A 17,495-nucleotide genomic window follows, 5' to 3' on the forward strand; every position below is an offset into this window, starting at 1 on the left:
ACTGAGTCGCACGATCCGCGCCATTGAGGATGATTTGGGTGCGATGCTATTTGAGAGGCACCATAACGGTGTCGAATTTACTGAAGCTGGGCAGGCTTTCATTCAGGAAATCAAGACAGTGATCAAGCTGCTCGACCGCGCAAAACGATATGCAAGGCTGGCTGGTCGTGGAAAGACTGGAAGCCTAACGATCGGAATCCAGACCTCCTTGGGTACAGGCTTCCTGAAGGAACTGCTTAGGCGATACTCGATCGTCCATCCCAAGGTTCAACTGAGCGTGCTTGATGGCACAACAAAAGAGCATGTTAAATTGGTGGCTGCGGGCTCTTTGGATATTGCCTTTATCACCGACTGCGAAGTTCCTTCCAGCTGTGATTATGCACAGCTCTGGCAAGAAGAGGTCTTTGTTGTCACCTCAAAAGACCACGCCTTGTCGTGCCAGCCATCGGTCGGTTGGTCGTCCATGCAGAACGAACGAGTTCTAGTTACCGTCGCAGCGCCTGGACCCGAGGTTGAAGCTTTCATTCGTAAAGCTATGGTTGTCGACGATGGGTGCAGCCTTAAGATCGATCGGATTGATTCCACGCAAGAGATGCTTCTGGATCTGGTCGCCTTGAATCAGGGTATTACGGTTGCAGTCTCATCTTGGCAAAGACCGGATGAGCGAGAACTTGCCTATCTTCCGTTTAACGAAGCGAAAAAAAGTGTACCGTTCAATGCCATTTGGAAAAGGACGAACAGCAATCCTGCGCTTCGGCGGCTCATAAGTGCCGCACATATATGCGCTGGACGGCATCGCAAGGGCACGTCCGATTGGACGTATTCCCAGAGCTATCCTGACCACAGCGATATCTCCATTCTGCAAGTGGCGCTTCCTTCTACATGATCATCGGGTGATGGAGGAGTTGGTCGGAAGGCCCAAGACATAGTCGATGCCATGCTCCTCGCAGAAGGCCGTAACCTCGGGTTTGCAGTAGTGTCCATCGCTGCGGATAGTAATGTGGGTTTCTGGCCAGTGGTGTCGCAGTTGGCGAACGAGACGCCGGATGTGTCCGGCTGCCTCCGCACCCGTCGGCGTCCTGCCAGTGCCCACAGCATGGCGATCGGCTGGCCCGTGGCCGTGTCGTAAACGTGGATCGGCAAGAAACAGCGTTCGCCGTGATGATCATTCCAGAACGACAGCTGCTGGTAGCCGTGCACGACACACAGGTGTCATCGATATCCAGCTTCATCGCCTCGGGGGGGGCTTGGATAACTGGCTCCGTAGATGCCGATCATCGCTTCCATCAAACGCACCAGCTCGCGTGTAGTCGGTGCGTTCTCCCAGTGTCTCATGATCATCTGGCTGGCAAGGCCCGCGCCCGATCCCGGCAGCTTGCCCAGTGCCAGGCGGAAGCCAGGATCATCGCGCAGAGCATCAAGGTCATCGGCATTCTTATAGCTGCAGCCGATCACCAAGACCCGCGCCCGCAGTATGTCATCGAGTTGGTGGATCACCCGAAACTGATCGCGCGGATCGGCAATGCAGGCGGCGAACCGTGCACAGAGTCCCATTTCGCGCTCGGCCTACGCCAGCAGCAGAACGCCTCCATTCGACGTGATCCTACCACCGTCGAAGGCCACTGTTACCGACCGCTGGAAACGTAATCAGCAGCGCGCTATCCCCCCCCTCCGAGTATGACTCGTGGCATTTCTTGCCCCGTTGCATGTTTGGTCTAAGCACTTAATTTCCTACAACAGGACAATGGTTTACGCTACTACCGCCAACCCTCTCGTGCGCTCCGGTGAATAAGAGAGGTCAGTTCGGAACGACCTCGGCTCCCTTTGCATTTCGCCGATCACCTGTCTTTACACGCCACACTACTACGCCCCTCAGAAACCTGTTGAGCCTTAGGCTTTTACGGCTTTCTTAATCGACCCCGATCCAGGGCGGCCGGTTGGAGGCGCCCGCAAGGGAACGGGGCCGGCATGGCGAAGACCGATCAGAGACCAGAGGTGATCCGGAGAGGCGCGCGGATGCTGCGCACCGCGCTCGGGCCGGCGATCGCCGGGTTTCTGGACGACCCCATGACCGTCGAGGTGATGCTCAACCCCGATGGGCGGCTCTGGGTCGACCGACTTTCCGAAGGATTGGCCGATAGTGGTAAGACGCTCAGCGCAGCCGATGGTGAACGCATCGTACGACTGGTCGCGCACCACGTCGGCGTCGAAGTTCATGGTCTGTCCCCACGCGTCTCTGCGGAGCTCCCGGAAACCGGCGAGCGCTTCGAGGGGCTGCTGCCTCCCGTGGTCTCAGCCCCGGCCTTTGCCATCCGTAAGCCAGCCGTAGCCGTCTTCACGCTCGACGATTACTCCGCCGCCGGGATCATGACCCCTGCGCAGGCCGAGGCGCTGCGGCAGGCGGTTGCGTCACGTGCCAATATCCTGGTGGCGGGGGGCACCTCGACCGGCAAGACCACGCTGACCAATGCGCTGCTCGCCGAGGTGGCCAAGACCTCCGATCGCGTCGTGATCATCGAAGACACCCGAGAACTGCAATGCGCCGCGCCGAACCTCGTGGCGATGCGCACCAAGGACGGTGTTGCCAGCCTGTCCGATCTGGTGCGGTCCTCGCTGCGTCTGCGCCCCGATCGTATTCCGATCGGTGAGGTGCGTGGCGCCGAGGCACTGGACCTGCTCAAGGCCTGGGGCACCGGCCATCCGGGCGGGATCGGCACCATCCATGCCGGTTCCGGGATTGGCGCGCTGCGCCGTCTCGAGCAGCTCATCCAGGAAGCCGTCGTTACCGTGCCCCGCGCCATGATCGCGGAGACCATCAACATCGTGGCCGTCCTGGCCGGTCGAGGGTCCGCGCGTCGTCTGGTCGAACTCGCCTGCGTCGAGGGCCTCGGGCCGGAGGGCGACTACCGGATTTCCCCTGCCATTTCAGACCCCGCCATCCCTCACGAACAAGGAGATCCCGAATGATCCGTCACGCCCTGCGCATCCGCCAGCACATCGCCACCGCGGCCGCCGCCACCTATGTCAGCCTGTTCATCGCCCCGGCTGCTCATGCCTCCGGGTCTTCCATGCCCTGGGAAGCACCGCTGCAATCCATCCTCGACTCCGTCGAGGGGCCGGTGGCCAAGATCGTGGCGGTGATCATCATCATCGTCACCGGTCTGACGCTGGCCTTCGGCGATACCGGCGGCGGTTTCCGGCGGCTGATCCAGATCGTCTTCGGGATTTCCATCGCCTTTGCGGCCTCGTCCTTCTTCCTGAGCTTCTTCAGCTTTGGTGGCGGGGCGCTGATCTGATGGGTGGCGACCGGTGGCCCGCAGGGACAGGACACTCTCCGGTGGAGAGTGTCCAGGGAGGAACGCCATGAGCGCAAGCGAATGGCAGGGCTTCGAAGCCCTCGACGCGGTGCCGGGATACAGCGTTCCGGTCCACCGCGCGCTGACCGAGCCGATCCTGCTCGGCGGAGCCCCGCGCTCAGTCGCCATTCTGAATGGCACACTCGCGGGTGCGGTCGGCCTCGGACTTCAGCTCTGGCTGGTCGGGATCCTGATCTGGGCCGTCGGCCACATCGCCGCCGTCTGGGTGGCAAGGCGCGATCCGCTCTTCGTCGAGGTCGCCCGCCGCCATTTGCGCATTCCCGGTCATCTCTCGGTGTGAACCCACATGATGAATCTCGCAGAATACCGTCGCAACGCCTCGCGCCTCGCCGACTACCTGCCCTGGGTGGCGCTGGTTGGGGAAGGTGTGGTCCTCAACAAGGACGGCTCGTTCCAGAGAACGGCGAAGTTTCGGGGTCCCGATCTGGACAGCGCCGTCGCGGCCGAACTGGTCGCGGTCGCCGGACGGTTGAACAACGCATTCCGCCGCCTCGGTTCGGGTTGGGCGATCTTCGTGGAAGCGCAGCGCTCTGAGGCCGCGACCTATCCTGCAAGCACCTTCCCGGATGCGGCATCGGCGCTGGTCGATGCCGAGCGCAAGGCCGATTTCGAGGAGGAGGGGAGCCATTTCGTATCCGGCTATTTCCTGACCCTCCTCTGGCTTCCGCCGGCGGAGGACGCGGCACGCTCAGAATCCTGGCTCTACGAGGGCCGCGAGACCTCAGGTGTGAACCCCTGGGATCAGGTGCGCGGCTTCATCGATCGTACCGATCGCGTGTTGGCGCTGCTCGACGGCTTCATGCCGGACTGCCACTGGCTCGATGACGCCGATACGCTCACCTACCTGCATTCGACGATTTCGACCAACCGGCACCGCGTGCGCGTGCCCGAGGTGCCGGTCTATCTCGACGCGCTCTTGCCCGACCAGCCGCTGGCCGGCGGGCTGGAGCCGCGCCTGGGCAATCAGCATTTCCGCGTCCTGACGATCACCGGCTTTCCCGGCGCCACGACCCCGGGCCTGCTCGACGATTTGAACCGGCTGGCCTTTCCCTATCGCTGGTCGACCAGGGCCATTCTCATGGACAAGCTGGATGCGACGAAGCTGCTGACCCGGATACGCCGTCAGTGGTTTGCCAAGCGTAAGTCCATCGCCGCGATCCTCAAGGAGGTGATGACCAACGAGCAATCCGCGCTGGTCGATACAGATGCCGCGAACAAGGCCGCCGACGCGGACATGGCCCTGCAGGAACTCGGCGCGGATCTGGCTGGCATGGCCTATGTCACTGCGACGATCACGGTCTGGGACGAGGACGTTCGCCGCGCCGACGAGAAGCTGCGGCTGGTCGAGAAGATCGTCCAGTCCCGCGATTTCAGCGTCATGGTCGAAACGGTCAACGCCGTCGATGCCTGGCTCGGAAGTCTGCCCGGGCATGCCTATGCCAATGTCCGGCAGCCACCGATCAGCACATTGAATCTTGCCCATATGATCCCGCTCTCGGCGGTCTGGGCGGGGCCAGAAGAGGATGAGCATTTCGGCGACGCTCCGTTGCTCTACGCCAGGACCGAAGGCTCCACCCCGTTCCGGTTTTCTCTTCATGTCGGGGATGTCGGTCACACCCTCGTCGTCGGCCCGACCGGCGCGGGCAAGTCTGTGTTGCTGGCGCTGATGGCGCTGCAGTTCCGGCGGTATCCGCGCAGCCAGGTCTTCGCTTTCGACTTCGGCGGTTCTATCCGCGCCGCTTCGCTCGCGATGGGCGGCGACTGGCATGACCTCGGCGGAGAGCTGACCGACGCTGCCGAGAGCTCTGTCTCGCTACAACCGCTGGCCCGCATTCACGAGACCTCCGAGCGCGCCTGGGCGGCCGACTGGATCGTCGCCATCCTGACGCGCGAGAACATCCAGATCACCCCGGATGTGAAGGAGCATATCTGGACGGCACTGACTTCGTTGGCCTCGGCCCCTGTGGGCGAGCGGACCATGACCGGGCTTGCGGTCCTGCTGCAATCCAACGATTTGAAGCAGGCGCTCCGCGCATACTGCGTGGGTGGACCCTATGGCAGGCTGCTCGACGCCGAGACCGAACAGCTGGGATCGGCGGATGTGCAGGCCTTCGAGATCGAGGGGCTGGTGGGAACCGGCGCGGCGCCCGCCGTCCTCTCATACCTGTTCCACCGGATCGGTGATCGGCTCGATGGACGCCCCACGCTGCTCATCATCGACGAGGGCTGGCTCGCACTTGATGACGATGCCTTCGCGGAGCAGCTCCGCGAATGGCTGAAGACGCTGAGGAAGAAGAACGCCTCGGTGATCTTCGCGACGCAGAGCCTCAGCGACATCGACGGCAGCGCCATCGCGCCGGCGATCATCGAAAGCTGCCCGACGCGGCTCCTGCTGCCGAACGAGCGGGCGATCGAGCCGCAGATCACCGCGATCTATCGTCGCTTCGGCCTCAATGACCGGCAGATCGAGATCCTCGCGCGAGCCACGCCCAAGCGCGACTACTATTGTCAGTCGCGGCGTGGCAACCGGCTGTTCGAACTGGGCCTCAGCGAGGTCGGTCTGGCCCTCTGCGCGGCGTCGTCCAAATCGGATCAGGCGCTGATTGCTGAGATCTGCGCCGAGCACGGCCAAGACGGCTTCCTCGCCGCCTGGCTGAAGGCGCATGGCCTCGATTGGGCCGCCGATCTGATCCCCGACCTCACCAATCTCGCCTTGGACGCGGACGGGGCCTCTCCGGCCACCGCTGTTGTTGAGGACGCCGACATCGACCTTGAAGAAGAGGAGATCACACCATGACTCGCAAGATCACGTTTCGGTTCGCCGGCCCGTCGCTGCTCGCCCTCGCGCTGGCGATGCCCATGGCGATGTCGCCCATCGCAGCGCCGCCCGCGCACGCGCTCTTCGGCATCGGCGGGGGGCCGTTCATCGTCTATGACCCGACCAACCATGCCGAAAATCTCCTGACCGCGGCGCGCGCTCTGGAGCAGATCAACAACCAGATCGCACAGCTCCAGAACGAAGCGCAGATGCTGATCAACCAGGCGCGCAATCTCGCCAACCTGCCGTATTCCGCGCTCCAGCAGATCCAGCAGAACGTCAGCCGCACGCAGCAGCTCCTGGCGCAGGCGCAGAACATCGCCTTCGACGTGCAGAGCATCGACCAGATGTTCCAGCAGGACTATGGCAACCTTTCCCTGACGGCGACCGACCAGCAACTGATCGCCGAAGCCCGGTCCCGTTGGGAGAACACCGTCGTTGGCCTGCAGGATGCCATGCGCGTGCAGGCCGGAGTCGTTGGCAATATCGAAGCCAATCGCGCCGAGATGTCCGCGCTCGTAGGGCAGAGCCAGAACGCGGTCGGTGCTCTGCAGGCCACGCAGGCGGGCAACCAGCTCCTCGCGCTGCAATCGCAGCAGCTCTCAGATCTGATCGCGGTGATCTCGGCAAACGGCCGCGCCAACGCGCTGACTGAGGCCGAGCGCGCCACCGCTGCTGAACAGGGCCGCATCCAGCGCGAGCGCTTCCTGACGCCGGGCTCGGGCTACCAGCCCGGCAACGCGCAAATGTTCAACTGAGGCCGGGAGGGGAGACGATGGAGGGGAAGGTGCTGGCCCGGATCGCAGCCATCGTATTCGTGGCGATCGCGATCACAGCCACGGTGATCGAGATGACACGCGAGGAAGCTCCCGTGCCGGCCAGCAGTGCGCCCGCGCTCCAGCCGTCTGCCGATCCTCTCCGCGCGACGCTGCGCCGGTGCCAGCAGCTTGGCGAGGCCGCTGCCAGCGATGCCGATTGCCTCGCCGCCTGGGCTGAGAACCGCGACCGGTTCCTCGGCCGGACGCCTGCATCTGAAGCGCCGCAGCGTCCGGGAGACCAATGAGCCATGGGTGGAACCGGCGTCATCGACAACTTTCTGGGCATCTTCACCAGCTATATCGACAGCGGGTTCGGTCTGCTCGGGGGCGAGGTGGCTTTCATCGCCACCACGCTGATCGTCATCGACGTGACGCTGGCGGCGCTGTTCTGGGCCTGGGGCGCCGATGACGACATCATCGCCCGACTGGTGAAGAAGACACTCTTCGTCGGGGTCTTCGCCTATATCATCTCCAACTGGAACAACCTCGCCCGGATCGTCTTCGAGAGTTTCGCAGGCCTCGGTCTGATGGCCTCGGGCACCGGGTTTTCCGCCGCCGATCTTCTGCGCCCCGGCCGCGTCGCCCAGACCGGGCTCGAGGCCGGACGACCGCTGCTCGAAAGCATCTCCGATCTGATGGGCTGGGTCGCGGTCTTCGAGAACCTCGTCCAGATCCTCTGCCTGTTCTTCGCCTGGGCGCTGGTGATCCTCGCCTTCTTCATCCTCGCGGTGCAGCTCTTCGTCACCCTGATCGAGTTCAAGCTCACGACCCTCGCGGGCTTCGTGCTGATCCCCTTCGGCCTCTTCGGCAAGACCGCCTTCATGGCCGAGCGCGTGCTGGGCAACGTGATTTCCTCCGGCATCAAGGTTCTGGTGCTGGCCGTGATCATCGGCATCGGATCGACGCTCTTCGGTCAGTTCACAGCCGGCTTCGGAGGCGTGACGCCGACCATCGATGACGCCATGGCGATTGTGCTGGCCGCCCTGTCTCTGCTGGGCCTCGGCATCTTCGGCCCCGGCATCGCCTCGGGTCTGGTGTCCGGCGGGCCGCAACTCAGCGCGGGGGCGGCCATAGGCACCGGCCTTGCCGTTGGTGGCGCTGCGATCGGGGCCGGAGGGGCGAGCATGCTGGCGGCACGCGGCGCGGGATCTGCGCTCTCCGGTGGCGCCGCCCTGGCACGCGGCGGCGCGGGCGCGGCGGGCGCTGCCTCGAGCGTCTACACGCTCGGCTCGATGGGCGGAGGTGGTCTCGCCGGCGGGATGGCTGGTGTAGCGCGCGCCGGGGCCGCCGCCTCGGCATCACCGCTCAAGAAGGCGTCCTCTCGCGCGGCTGGCGGCATCCAGTCCAGCTACGCCGAGGGCGTCAAGGGCGGTGTTGCGGCGACGGGCGGAACCACCTCGATGGGCACGGTCGGCGGAGCGGCGCCCGTGCCTTCTTCCAGCCCGTCCGCCTCCGATGGCCCGCCAGCCTGGGCGAAGCGCATGCGCCATAGCCAGGCCGTGAGCCATGGCGTGCGCGCTGCCGCCCATGCCGTCCGGTCTGGTGACAGCCACGGCTCTGGCACCTCCGTCAATCTCTCCGAAAGGGATCGCTCATGAACCTCTTCAGGCGCTCCGCCACTCATTATGGCAAGACACTTCAGCCAGAGACGCCTTACCAGAGGGCCGCGCAGGTCTGGGATGAGCGTATCGGCTCCGCCCGTGTTCAGGCCCGCAACTGGCGCTACATGGCCTTCGGCAGCCTGATCCTTGCGGCGGGATTTGCAGGCGCCCTTGTCTGGCAATCCGCGCGTGGCACGGTAGTGCCCTGGGTCGTTCAGGTCGACGCGCTCGGCGAGGCTCAGGCGGTCGCCCCGGCTTCCGCCGACTACGAGCCGACCGATCCGCAGATCGCCTTCCATCTTGGTCGTTTCATCGAACAGGTTCGTTCCATCCCCGCCGACCCGATCATCGTGCGGCAAAACTGGCTGCGCGCCTATGAGTTCACCACGGACCGTGGTGCGGCTGCGCTGAACGACTTCGCCCGCGCCAACGACCCGTTCACCCGCGTCGGTCGTCAACAGATCGCCGTCGAGGTGTCCTCGGTCATCCGGGCCTCGCCGGGATCGTTCCGCGTTGCCTGGACCGAGCGCCGCTACGAGAACGGCCAGCTTTCCACGACCGAGCGCTGGACCGCGATCCTGACCGTCGTGATCCAGACCCCGCGCAGCGCCGAGCGCCTGCGCGCCAATCCCCTCGGTATCTACGTCAATGCGATCTCCTGGTCGCGGGAGATGAGCCAATGACTGAACAGCATCTTCATGCAACCAGGTCTCCGGGTGTCAATAAGCCCACCTTGGTGGCCTTGCTGCTTTGCGCATCCTTTCTGGCGGGATGTGCCAGTAACCGGGTGCCGGAATTCAGTTACGACGAGTCCGTGCCGCCGCTGTCCACTCCGCCCGCCTCAACGGCCGAGGAACGCCCTCGGCCCTTGCACACGCCGCCAGTCTGGACAGTGGCCCATGGCGGAGCGGTGGCAGGCACACCGACTGGTCGTGTCGAAAACGCCAATGCCGCCGCCCGGGTCGAACCGCGCCGCGAGGGCTATTACAATGCGATCCAGATCTATCCCTGGTCGGAAGGAGCCCTGTATCAGGTCTATGCCGCGCCGGGTCAGATCACCAACATCGCACTCGAGCCGGGCGAGCGCCTGACCGGCGCAGGCCCGATCGCCGCGGGAGATACCACGCGCTGGATCATCGGCGACACGGAGAGTGGGACCGGATCCACCGCCCGCGTCCACATCCTCGTCAAACCGACGCGGGACGACATCTCGACCAATCTGGTGATCAGCACTGACAGGCGGGTGTACACGATCGAGCTGCGTGCGCGCGAGGCGCTTTACATGCCCTCGGTTGCCTGGGCTTATCCGGCAGCGCCGCGTGGTAGGCGACAGGCCGTGGTAACCGCGCCGAACATCCCGGCACCGTCGGCCCGCAATCATCGGTACGGCTTGCAGATTCAGGGTGAGAGTCCGCCCTGGCGCCCGGTTTCCGTGTTCGATGATGGCCGCCGCGTCTATGTCGTCTTCCCGGCGGGCATCGCCCAAGGCGAAATGCCGCCGCTCTTCGTGCTCGGCGCCGATGGAGAGCCGCAGATCGTCAACAGCCGTATCCACCGCAACGTGCTGATCGTGGATCGCCTCTTCGGTGCGGCGGAGCTCCGGCTGGGCGCAGGAGACCGCCAGCAGGTGGTCCGGATCCTGCGCATGGAGGAGCGCGAGGCGGATGCGCGGACGGCGGGGGATACTCGAAGGGGAGGGGCGTCATGAGTGACACAGATCCTGCAGCTCCGATGCGTCTGCGCCCCGATCCGCCGCGCGTGACGAGGCTGTCGCGCAAGGTTCTGGCCGGTGTCGGAGCGGTCGCGTTGTTCGGCTTTGGAGGCGCGCTGATCTATGCGCTCCAGACCCGTGAGGCTGGGCCGGGAGGTGGAGAACTCTATTCCATAGACAACCGACCGGCCGCGGACGGCCTGGAAGGATTGCCGTCCGACTATACCGGGCCGGTTCTGGGACCTGCACTGCCCGGTGACCTCGGGCGGCCGATCCTCGATGCGCAGGAGCGCGGAGTGCCCGTGACCCCTCCGCCGATTGTGGGCCCGACCGTCGATCCGGAAGCGGAGCGCCGCAGGGCAGAGGAGGAAACCGCGCGTCTGAGCGGGGTCTTCTTTCAGGCGGCGTCTGGCAGGGCGACGACGGCCGGGGGCGGCGGGAACCTTCCGGGCCTGGGTGGCTCCGGGCAACCTGAGGGGAGCCGGCATACGGCTTTCCTCAACGGTCCGGTGGATCGGCAGACCGTCGCATCGGATCGCATTCAGCCGCCAGCCTCGCCGTACATCCTTCAGGCCGGAGCAGTGATCCCGGCCGCGCTGATCACCGGCATTCGCTCCGATCTCCCAGGCCAGATCACCGCGCAGGTCACCGAGAACGTCTATGACAGCCCGACCGGGTCGCTGCTGTTGATCCCACAGGGAACCCGTATCATCGGCCAATACGATGACGGTGTGACGTTCGGCCAGAGACGCGTGCTGCTGGTCTGGAACCGCCTGATCCTTCCCGGAGGCCGGTCCATCGTTCTCGAACGTCTGCCGGGGGCGGATGCGAGCGGCTATGCCGGCCTCGAGGATGGCGTTGACTACCACTGGTGGGATCTTATGCGCGCAGCGGGTCTGTCCACGCTGCTCGCGATCGGCGCGGACCTCGCCACCGATGACGTAGACCGCCTGGTCCAGGCGATCCGCGATGGCGCTGTGGATACGATCAACCAGGCCGGTCAGCAGATCATCCAGCGTCAGCTGCAGGTCGCGCCAACGCTGACCATCCGTCCGGGTTTCCCGGTCAGGATCATCGTCACCCGCGATCTGGTATTCGAACCGGCAGGAGGGTGATCATGTCGAAACTGAAGCTGGGGCCGCTGCCCGATGACAAGCCGGTGAAGGTGACAGTGGAATTGCCCGCGTCCGTTCATCGCGATCTTGTGGCGTATGCAGAGGTGTTAGGGCGGGAGACCGGCCAAGCTGTTGCCGATCCTGTCCGGCTGATCGTTCCGATGCTGGAGCGGTTCATGGCGACGGATCGCGGGTTTGCGAAGGCGCGGCGTGCGGCTCAAATCCACAGAGGTGCTCACTGATAGCCGCGCTTCTTTCCCACCCTGCTTTTGTCCTCGCCATGCTCAGAAGACGCCTGAACGCGGGGTTGTCGTTATTCGGCGACCAGATTGCAGAAAATGGAAGGCGCTCGCCCTTGATCGGTCGAAAGACCACTCCCGGATGGGTCGTCACTGTCATTGCCTCGCTGACCACGGTCAAACCTCGCCCAATGGCAACCAATGACAGCAGGTTATCTCGACTTACGGACTGCACATGTATGTCAGGGTGCCAACTGAGCTCTGCCAGCTTCCTCACCAGATAGTCATAGATCTCTTGGCCCGGCGCTGTTTCGCTGACCATGAAAGCCTCGCCGCTAAGCTCGCGCCAGTCGACTGCTGTCCGGATGGCTAACTCATGGCGTTCGGGCAGGACAACGAAAACACCTTCCGACCACATCAATGCGCTGTCGCAATCTTGCCAGGTTCGGGTTCCGGTTAGGAAAGCGACGTCGAGTTTGAGCCCGCGAATGGCAGCGACGTGTTCTTCCGGGTTTCCATCGATCAATTCGATCTGCACATGATTTTGCTGCTCCCCGAAGGAGCGCAGCAATTCGGCCAGAAAGCCCGAGGCAATCGATGAATAAATGCCGACTCTTATACGGCCGTTTTCCGATCTGCCAAGTGCCGCCATCGCGTACAAGCTCTCATCAAGCCCGCGAATTATCTGACGTGCGCGAGGTAGAAATTGTTGCCCGGCGCGGTTTAGGGTCACACCGCTTCGATGACGGTGGAACAAGGATGTTCCGAGGCGATCTTCGAGATCGCAGATGCATCGACTGATTGATGACTGCTGGACACCCATCGTGCTTCCAGCCTTTCGGAAACTGCCATGATCGGCTGCATTAACGAAGCACCGCAGGTGCCGAAACTCAATGTCACGTGCTCTCCTTTTCATCGTGTGTCAACCGCTCGATGCCCCCATAGGTGGGTCTCGCACTCGATCGTGCAGGGTTCTGGTGCCGTGCTTTTGACGAGATCGTTCGTCCATTTTAGCTATGTGAACTGCTAGGAAGTACTTTTGCGGAAGACCAGTCCCGGGCAACTGCCTTAAGTTCCAACCGGACCTGCATCGCTCTCTCCCGATTGGATTTAGCCGTCCAAGACTGGAGAAGTGCAGGTCGTCGTGCCGACAGCACGGTGCCGCCGGCACGCCATTTGGCATCAGGCGTTTTTCACCTTGATGCGCTTGACCTTGGCCTGCGCCTCCGGTGTCTGCGGCAGCTTGATCGTCAGCACGCCGTTCTTGAAGCTGGCATCCGCCTTCTCACCGTCGACTCCCGGCGGTAGCGGGATCGTGCGATAGATCGCGCCATAGCTGCGTTCGGAGAGATAATAACCCTTCTTCTCCTCCTGCCGCTCGATCTTCTTCTCGCCCTTGATGGTCAGTATGTCATCGGTCACGGTGACCTCGATGTCTTTCATTTCCATGCCGGGCAGTTCGATCGACACCTCGACGTGATCTGCGGTCTCGACCACGTCGGATTTCGCTTCGCCACCGCCCCAGGGCCAATCGAAATCGCCGACGCGGTTCCAGAAGCCTTCGAACACACGGTTCATGTCGCGTTGAAGGGTGGCGATGGGGTTCTGGTCATCACTTTTCGGGTCGGGCGCATGATCCTTCCGCGCCCAAGGGATCAGGTCCTTGATCTGCATGTGAGTTCTCCTTTCTTCTTTTGGGTGCAAAGTGCCCGGCTTACGACGCCTTTACCGTGATTTTTTTGGGTTGTGCTTCCGCTGCGCGCGGCAACGTCAGGGTCAGGACACCATTCGAGAGCTGGGCGCCGATCTTGTCGGGATCGAAGTCGTCGGACATGGTGAAAGCCCGCTCGAAATCGCCTTCGCCATATTCGGCATAGGCCAATTGCAGCTTCTCGGGCTGTGTAGTGTGAACCTTGCCGCGGATCGTCAGCACGCGCTTTTCAAGCGTGATGTCCACGTCCTCAGCGGTGACACCAGGCATCTCAAGCATCAGTGTCATTCCGTCGGCTGTTTCGACGATATCAGTCAGAGGTCGGTAGATGCGACGCCCGGTGGTGGTTTCCGGCGTCTCGGTCGAAGTCTTGTCCGCAGTATGGGTCATGTCGTTGGTCATGGGTCTGCCCTCCTCTTACGCAGCCTTGATCTCGATCTTCCGCGGCTTGTCTTCTTCGGGGCGGCCGACCACGATACGCAGCACGCCGTTGGTCATCCGCGCCTCGACTTTGTCGTCTGCGGCCACAAAAGGCAGCCGAACCGAACGGGCGAACCGGCCGAAGCCGCGTTCGTTGCGGTGCCAGCGGGCGCCTTCCGGAACTTCGGGCGCCTTGCGCTCGCCAGAGAGCGTCAGGACATTTTCCTTCACGGAAATGTCGATGTCGGCCGGGTCAACGCCAGGGAGTTCTGCAGTGATCGCGACCGCCTCGTCGCTCTGCCAGACATTCACGGCCGGGAAGACGGGCTGCGCCAAGCGGCTTGGCGAGACCCTGTCGAAGTCGCGCAGCATCGAGCGCATCAGCGCAAACGGATCGCTGCGACGTGTGTAGGTGGGATAGAGCATGTTTCGCCTCCGTCGTTACAGATGACGGCGTGGATTTGCCACCACGCCACTGAACGCCCGCGGAGAACGGACATGCCTCAAGTTTCGCCATTTCGGCGGCGGTCTGGAGCGTTCGCGTCTGCCATACGTTCCCGTCGGGCGAACGTCAGGCGGCCCGCTTATTCAGCCGAACCTATCGCGTATCCGTGAAACCCCAACTGGGCGTTCCGCAGTAAATAAAGTGTTGCCAATTTACAACTTCAAGACCTCGACGCAAAAAATGTTCTCATCGATAGACGCCCCAAGGCCCGTAACGCGGCGTGGAAACGCGCACAGCCCGCGGTGCGTTCAGGGGAACGGACGGTGGGACCGGTCGGCGGGGTCCGGAAAGTTTGCGCAGCCGTCGGATTCGATCGGCGGTGGGCGGGTGCGTGCGCAGGAGCGAGGGTTCGGGGATGCGGCGTCCGGGCAGGAATATCTCTTCCCAGACGCGCCCGACGCGGCGTTCCAGCTTGAGGAGGGCCGAAGCGAGGCCATCGGGATCGCCGGTCAGCTCGGCGCCGCCCCTGTCGGCATCGTATTCCCGGGCCCGCGACAGCGCGAGCTGAAGAAGGGCCATGATCGTGGGTGAAAAGATCAGGACAAGTGGTACCTGCCAGGGCACATAAGCCGCGCCGGCCAGGATGAGCGGCAGGTTCAGCAGCAGGATGAGTTGCCCAACCCAGGATGCGAGCGACACTGCGCGCGACATCGCGTCGGCCAGCCCCATGATCCAGAGATCGCAGTTGGCGATGTGAGCGACCTCGTGCGCCAGAACCCCGGCCAGTTCGCGCTGGTTCATCAATCGAAGAAGACCATCGCTGACGCAGACGGCGCTTTCATCCGGAGAGCCCATAGCGAAGGCGTTCGGCATCTGGCTCGGTACATAGTAGAGTTCCGGTACACGCGGCAGCCCGGCGCGGCGTGCGAGTTCGGCCAGTATCGCCATGCCCTCTGGAAATTCCCGCCCGCTGAGCCTGCGTGCGCCGTAGGCGTTCAGCAACAGACGTTTCGGGATGCCGGGTGACAGCAGCAATCCCAGCAAGGATCCGATGACGATTGCAATTGCCAAGCCCTGTCCCGCAATCGCCGAAACGATGAACCAGGCGATAGCGGCCATACCTGCCAAAAGCAGGATGGATTGGAGCAGGTTCAGGAATTGGTGGCGCGGCGTCGCAATCATGATCGCAATAAATTTCACTTACGGCTAACGGGAAGTGGCACGCCACGGGATGTAAGAACTTTGGGCGTGGTTGCCAACTTCGATCTTCATGGCGGAACTCTCTTGAACTCTGATCAGGCAATACCAATCTAGCTATGCGTGACAAATCAGCAACATCTCTACGGGTTGGCGCCGAGGAGAGAAGGGGATGGAAAAGAGAACCGAATTTAACATCTGGTACTGGATCTTCGCGTTTTTTGCGGTGATCTTTATTCAGGATCTGATCGCCAGCTACCGCAGCATCGCGCCGATCAGCTACAGCCAATTCGAACAGTATCTGGCCGACGGCGACATCGCTTCGGTTGCGGTCGGGTCCGATACGATCACCGGCACCTTCGGGACTCCCATCGACGGCCGCTCTGGCTTCGTCACCACGATCGTCGATCCCGCAATTCTTGAGCGGTTGGACGATGCGGATGTCGAGATCACCGGCGTTCCGCAAAACACCTGGATCGGGGCGCTTCTCTCCTGGGTGGTGCCTGCCGTGGTCTTTTTCGGTCTCTGGATGTTTGTCTTTCGCAAGTTCGCCGAGCGTCAGGGCTTTGGGGGTTTCCTGCAGGTCGGCAAGAGCAAGGCCAAGGTCTACATGGAGAAAGAAACCGGTGTCAGCTTTGCCGATGTGGCCGGGGTCGACGAGGCCAAGGTCGAGTTGGAGGAAGTGGTCGATTTCCTGAAGACGCCCGAGGAATACGGCAAGCTCGGCGCCCGGATCCCGAAAGGCATCCTGCTGGTCGGCCCGCCGGGTACCGGCAAGACGCTTCTGGCGCGGGCCGTGGCGGGCGAGGCGGGCGTGACCTTCTTCTCGATCTCCGGCTCTGAATTCGTCGAGATGTTTGTGGGCGTCGGCGCCGCAAGGGTGCGCGACCTGTTCGAACAGGCCCGCAAGAACGCACCCGCGATCATCTTCATCGACGAGCTCGACGCGCTTGGTCGCGCCCGCGCCTCCGGTCAGATGGCCGGCGGGCATGATGAGCGCGAGCAGACGCTGAACCAGCTTCTCACTGAGCTGGACGGGTTCGACCCGTCGTCGGGGATCGTGCTGCTGGCGGCCACCAACCGGCCGGAAATCCTCGACCCGGCGCTGCTCAGGGCCGGGCGCTTCGACCGGCAGGTGCTGGTGGACAAGCCCGATAAGAAGGGCCGCATCCAGATCCTCGGGGTACACATGAAGAAGGTGACACTCGCCCCGGACGTGGATGCCGAGAAAGTCGCCGCGCTGACCCCGGGCTTTTCCGGAGCGGACCTGGCAAATCTGGTCAATGAGGCGGCGCTATTGGCAACCCGCCGAAAGGCCGATGCGGTGACCATGGAAGACTTCAGCAACGCGGTAGAGCGTATCGTCGCCGGGCTGGAAAAGCGCAATCGTGTTCTGAACGCGCGCGAGCGGGAAATCGTGGCGCATCACGAAATGGGGCATGCGCTGGTCGCGATGGCGCTGCCCGGGGTCGATCCGGTGCACAAGGTCTCGATCATCCCGCGCGGGATCGGTGCGCTTGGCTATACGATCCAGCGCCCGACCGAGGACCGCTTTCTGATGACCCGCGAGGAACTGGAGAACAAGATCGCCGGTCTTCTGGGCGGGCGTGCGGCCGAGAAGGTCATATACGATCACCTTTCGACCGGTGCCGCCGACGACCTGGTGAAGGCAACCGACATCGCCAGGGCCATGGTCGCGCGGTACGGCATGGACCCCGATCTGGGCCATGTCAGCTACGACACCGAGCGGCCCGGCTTCCTTGGCACGGGGGATCAATCCGCCTGGCTCAACCGCCGCCACAGCGAGGCAACGGCCGAGCGGATGGATACCGCTGTCAAGGCGATCATCGACGACATCTTCGCGCGTACGGTCGCGCTTCTCGACGCGAACCGGGCGCTGCTGGAGGAAACGTCCCGCGATCTGCTCGACCGCGAGACGCTGGACGAGTCCGACCTTCGGGCCATCGCAGAAAAGGTCCGCGCTCAGGAGGTCGAAGCGGCCTGAACACAGAGGCCCAGTCCGGACGTTCCGGCTGGGAGCAT

Annotated in this window: 19 protein-coding genes and 1 pseudogene; 13 read left to right on the forward strand and 7 right to left on the reverse strand. The window is 63.2% G+C overall.

Annotated features, from left to right (window positions below; genetic code table 11):
* Nucleotides 1-886: LysR family transcriptional regulator (locus tag C8N42_RS18640; RefSeq protein WP_107817992.1), on the forward strand; the 886-nt coding region annotated here is incomplete at its 5' end.
* Here the strand turns inward: C8N42_RS18640 and C8N42_RS22220 are convergent.
* Together C8N42_RS22220 and C8N42_RS22225 are read right to left on the reverse strand one after the other, a co-directional pair.
* On the reverse strand, nt 887-1,093 hold the full coding sequence (locus tag C8N42_RS22220; RefSeq protein ID WP_284483123.1) for a transposase: 207 nt from the start codon (nt 1,091-1,093) through the stop codon (nt 887-889).
* A 59-nt stretch (nt 1,094-1,152) separates the two neighbouring features.
* Nucleotides 1,153-1,554: pseudogene (locus C8N42_RS22225) on the reverse strand (transposase); the annotation flags it as partial.
* Nucleotides 1,555-1,968: 414 nt separating this feature from the next.
* On the opposite strand from C8N42_RS22225, the gene trbB reads away from it, so the two are divergent.
* The 11 genes from trbB to C8N42_RS18700 all read left to right on the forward strand — a co-directional run bounded on the left by trbB (nt 1,969) and on the right by C8N42_RS18700 (nt 11,682).
* Nucleotides 1,969-2,967, forward strand: a complete 999-nt coding sequence (gene trbB / locus C8N42_RS18650) for a P-type conjugative transfer ATPase TrbB (protein WP_107817993.1) — start codon at nt 1,969-1,971, stop codon at nt 2,965-2,967.
* Nucleotides 2,964-3,296: a TrbC/VirB2 family type IV secretion system protein gene (locus C8N42_RS18655; RefSeq protein ID WP_011747801.1), complete on the forward strand. Its 333-nt coding sequence runs from the start codon at nt 2,964-2,966 to the stop codon at nt 3,294-3,296. Before trbB ends, C8N42_RS18655 begins: the two co-directional genes overlap by 4 nt.
* Before the next feature lie 67 nt (nt 3,297-3,363).
* Nucleotides 3,364-3,657 carry a VirB3 family type IV secretion system protein gene (locus C8N42_RS18660; protein WP_107817994.1) on the forward strand — a complete coding sequence of 98 codons (294 nt, stop codon included), beginning with the start codon at nt 3,364-3,366 and terminating at the stop codon, nt 3,655-3,657.
* A 6-nt stretch (nt 3,658-3,663) separates the two neighbouring features.
* The gene (gene trbE, locus C8N42_RS18665; protein ID WP_107817995.1) at nt 3,664-6,174 is read left to right on the forward strand and encodes a conjugal transfer protein TrbE; all 2,511 of its coding nucleotides are present in this window, start codon (nt 3,664-3,666) and stop codon (nt 6,172-6,174) included.
* The gene (gene trbJ, locus C8N42_RS18670; protein WP_107817996.1) at nt 6,171-6,953 is read left to right on the forward strand and encodes a P-type conjugative transfer protein TrbJ; all 783 of its coding nucleotides are present in this window, start codon (nt 6,171-6,173) and stop codon (nt 6,951-6,953) included. Before trbE ends, trbJ begins: the two co-directional genes overlap by 4 nt.
* Before the next feature lie 17 nt (nt 6,954-6,970).
* A complete protein-coding gene (gene trbK-alt, locus C8N42_RS18675) occupies nt 6,971-7,258 on the forward strand; it encodes a putative entry exclusion protein TrbK-alt (RefSeq protein WP_107817997.1) in 288 nt (95 codons plus the stop codon).
* 3 nt (nt 7,259-7,261) lie between these two features.
* Nucleotides 7,262-8,611 carry a P-type conjugative transfer protein TrbL gene (gene trbL / locus C8N42_RS18680; RefSeq protein WP_107817998.1) on the forward strand — a complete coding sequence of 450 codons (1,350 nt, stop codon included), beginning with the start codon at nt 7,262-7,264 and terminating at the stop codon, nt 8,609-8,611.
* A complete protein-coding gene (gene trbF / locus C8N42_RS18685) occupies nt 8,608-9,297 on the forward strand; it encodes a conjugal transfer protein TrbF (RefSeq protein ID WP_107817999.1) in 690 nt (229 codons plus the stop codon). The genes trbL and trbF overlap by 4 nt, the downstream gene beginning before the upstream one ends.
* Entirely contained in the window at nt 9,294-10,322 is a 1,029-nt protein-coding gene (gene trbG / locus C8N42_RS18690) for a P-type conjugative transfer protein TrbG (RefSeq protein ID WP_107818000.1), read from the forward strand. Before trbF ends, trbG begins: the two co-directional genes overlap by 4 nt.
* Nucleotides 10,319-11,440 carry a TraB/TrbI/VirB10 family type IV secretion system protein gene (locus C8N42_RS18695; protein ID WP_107818001.1) on the forward strand — a complete coding sequence of 374 codons (1,122 nt, stop codon included), beginning with the start codon at nt 10,319-10,321 and terminating at the stop codon, nt 11,438-11,440. The genes trbG and C8N42_RS18695 overlap by 4 nt, the downstream gene beginning before the upstream one ends.
* A gap of 2 nt (nt 11,441-11,442) precedes the next feature.
* Nucleotides 11,443-11,682 (forward strand): DUF2274 domain-containing protein, encoded by a 240-nt coding sequence (locus C8N42_RS18700; RefSeq protein WP_107818002.1) that lies wholly within the window; start codon nt 11,443-11,445, stop codon nt 11,680-11,682.
* Here C8N42_RS18700 and C8N42_RS18705 read toward each other — a convergent pair.
* The 5 genes from C8N42_RS18705 to C8N42_RS18725 form a co-directional block, all read right to left on the reverse strand.
* Nucleotides 11,615-12,595: a LysR family transcriptional regulator gene (locus C8N42_RS18705; protein WP_107818003.1), complete on the reverse strand. Its 981-nt coding sequence runs from the start codon at nt 12,593-12,595 to the stop codon at nt 11,615-11,617. The genes C8N42_RS18700 and C8N42_RS18705 overlap by 68 nt on opposite strands.
* Before the next feature lie 266 nt (nt 12,596-12,861).
* A complete protein-coding gene (locus C8N42_RS18710; protein WP_107818004.1) occupies nt 12,862-13,353 on the reverse strand; it encodes an Hsp20/alpha crystallin family protein in 492 nt (163 codons plus the stop codon).
* A 40-nt stretch (nt 13,354-13,393) separates the two neighbouring features.
* Complete coding sequence (locus C8N42_RS18715) at nt 13,394-13,792, reverse strand: Hsp20/alpha crystallin family protein (protein WP_107818005.1); 399 nt, start codon at nt 13,790-13,792, stop codon at nt 13,394-13,396.
* 15 nt (nt 13,793-13,807) lie between these two features.
* Nucleotides 13,808-14,236 (reverse strand): Hsp20/alpha crystallin family protein, encoded by a 429-nt coding sequence (locus C8N42_RS18720; RefSeq protein ID WP_107818006.1) that lies wholly within the window; start codon nt 14,234-14,236, stop codon nt 13,808-13,810.
* 265 nt (nt 14,237-14,501) lie between these two features.
* Nucleotides 14,502-15,437, reverse strand: coding sequence for a zinc metalloprotease HtpX (locus C8N42_RS18725; RefSeq protein ID WP_107818007.1), 936 nt, complete (start codon nt 15,435-15,437; stop codon nt 14,502-14,504).
* A gap of 187 nt (nt 15,438-15,624) precedes the next feature.
* Here C8N42_RS18725 and ftsH point away from each other — a divergent pair, with 187 nt between their 5' ends.
* Entirely contained in the window at nt 15,625-17,457 is a 1,833-nt protein-coding gene (ftsH, locus tag C8N42_RS18730; RefSeq protein WP_107818008.1) for an ATP-dependent zinc metalloprotease FtsH, read from the forward strand.
* Nucleotides 17,458-17,495 lie beyond the last annotated feature (38 nt).

The sequence above is a fragment of the Celeribacter persicus genome, assembly GCF_003050785.1.
Lineage (GTDB): Bacteria > Pseudomonadota > Alphaproteobacteria > Rhodobacterales > Rhodobacteraceae > Celeribacter > Celeribacter persicus.

What these genes read in the sequence shown, in the direction of transcription:
- trbB (WP_107817993.1), top strand. Translation starts at nt 1,969, where the DNA reads ATGGCGAAGACCGATCAGAGACCAGAGGTGATCCGGAGAGGCGCGCGG.
- C8N42_RS18655 (WP_011747801.1), top strand. Translation starts at nt 2,964, where the DNA reads ATGATCCGTCACGCCCTGCGCATCCGCCAGCACATCGCCACCGCGGCC.
- C8N42_RS18660 (WP_107817994.1), top strand. Translation starts at nt 3,364, where the DNA reads ATGAGCGCAAGCGAATGGCAGGGCTTCGAAGCCCTCGACGCGGTGCCG.
- trbE (WP_107817995.1), top strand. Translation starts at nt 3,664, where the DNA reads ATGATGAATCTCGCAGAATACCGTCGCAACGCCTCGCGCCTCGCCGAC.
- trbJ (WP_107817996.1), top strand. Translation starts at nt 6,171, where the DNA reads ATGACTCGCAAGATCACGTTTCGGTTCGCCGGCCCGTCGCTGCTCGCC.
- trbK-alt (WP_107817997.1), top strand. Translation starts at nt 6,971, where the DNA reads ATGGAGGGGAAGGTGCTGGCCCGGATCGCAGCCATCGTATTCGTGGCG.
- trbL (WP_107817998.1), top strand. Translation starts at nt 7,262, where the DNA reads ATGGGTGGAACCGGCGTCATCGACAACTTTCTGGGCATCTTCACCAGC.
- trbF (WP_107817999.1), top strand. Translation starts at nt 8,608, where the DNA reads ATGAACCTCTTCAGGCGCTCCGCCACTCATTATGGCAAGACACTTCAG.
- trbG (WP_107818000.1), top strand. Translation starts at nt 9,294, where the DNA reads ATGACTGAACAGCATCTTCATGCAACCAGGTCTCCGGGTGTCAATAAG.
- C8N42_RS18695 (WP_107818001.1), top strand. Translation starts at nt 10,319, where the DNA reads ATGAGTGACACAGATCCTGCAGCTCCGATGCGTCTGCGCCCCGATCCG.
- C8N42_RS18700 (WP_107818002.1), top strand. Translation starts at nt 11,443, where the DNA reads ATGTCGAAACTGAAGCTGGGGCCGCTGCCCGATGACAAGCCGGTGAAG.
- C8N42_RS18705 (WP_107818003.1), bottom strand. Translation starts at nt 12,595, where the DNA reads ATGAAAAGGAGAGCACGTGACATTGAGTTTCGGCACCTGCGGTGCTTC.
- C8N42_RS18710 (WP_107818004.1), bottom strand. Translation starts at nt 13,353, where the DNA reads ATGCAGATCAAGGACCTGATCCCTTGGGCGCGGAAGGATCATGCGCCC.
- C8N42_RS18715 (WP_107818005.1), bottom strand. Translation starts at nt 13,792, where the DNA reads ATGACCAACGACATGACCCATACTGCGGACAAGACTTCGACCGAGACG.
- C8N42_RS18720 (WP_107818006.1), bottom strand. Translation starts at nt 14,236, where the DNA reads ATGCTCTATCCCACCTACACACGTCGCAGCGATCCGTTTGCGCTGATG.
- C8N42_RS18725 (WP_107818007.1), bottom strand. Translation starts at nt 15,437, where the DNA reads ATGATTGCGACGCCGCGCCACCAATTCCTGAACCTGCTCCAATCCATC.
- ftsH (WP_107818008.1), top strand. Translation starts at nt 15,625, where the DNA reads ATGGAAAAGAGAACCGAATTTAACATCTGGTACTGGATCTTCGCGTTT.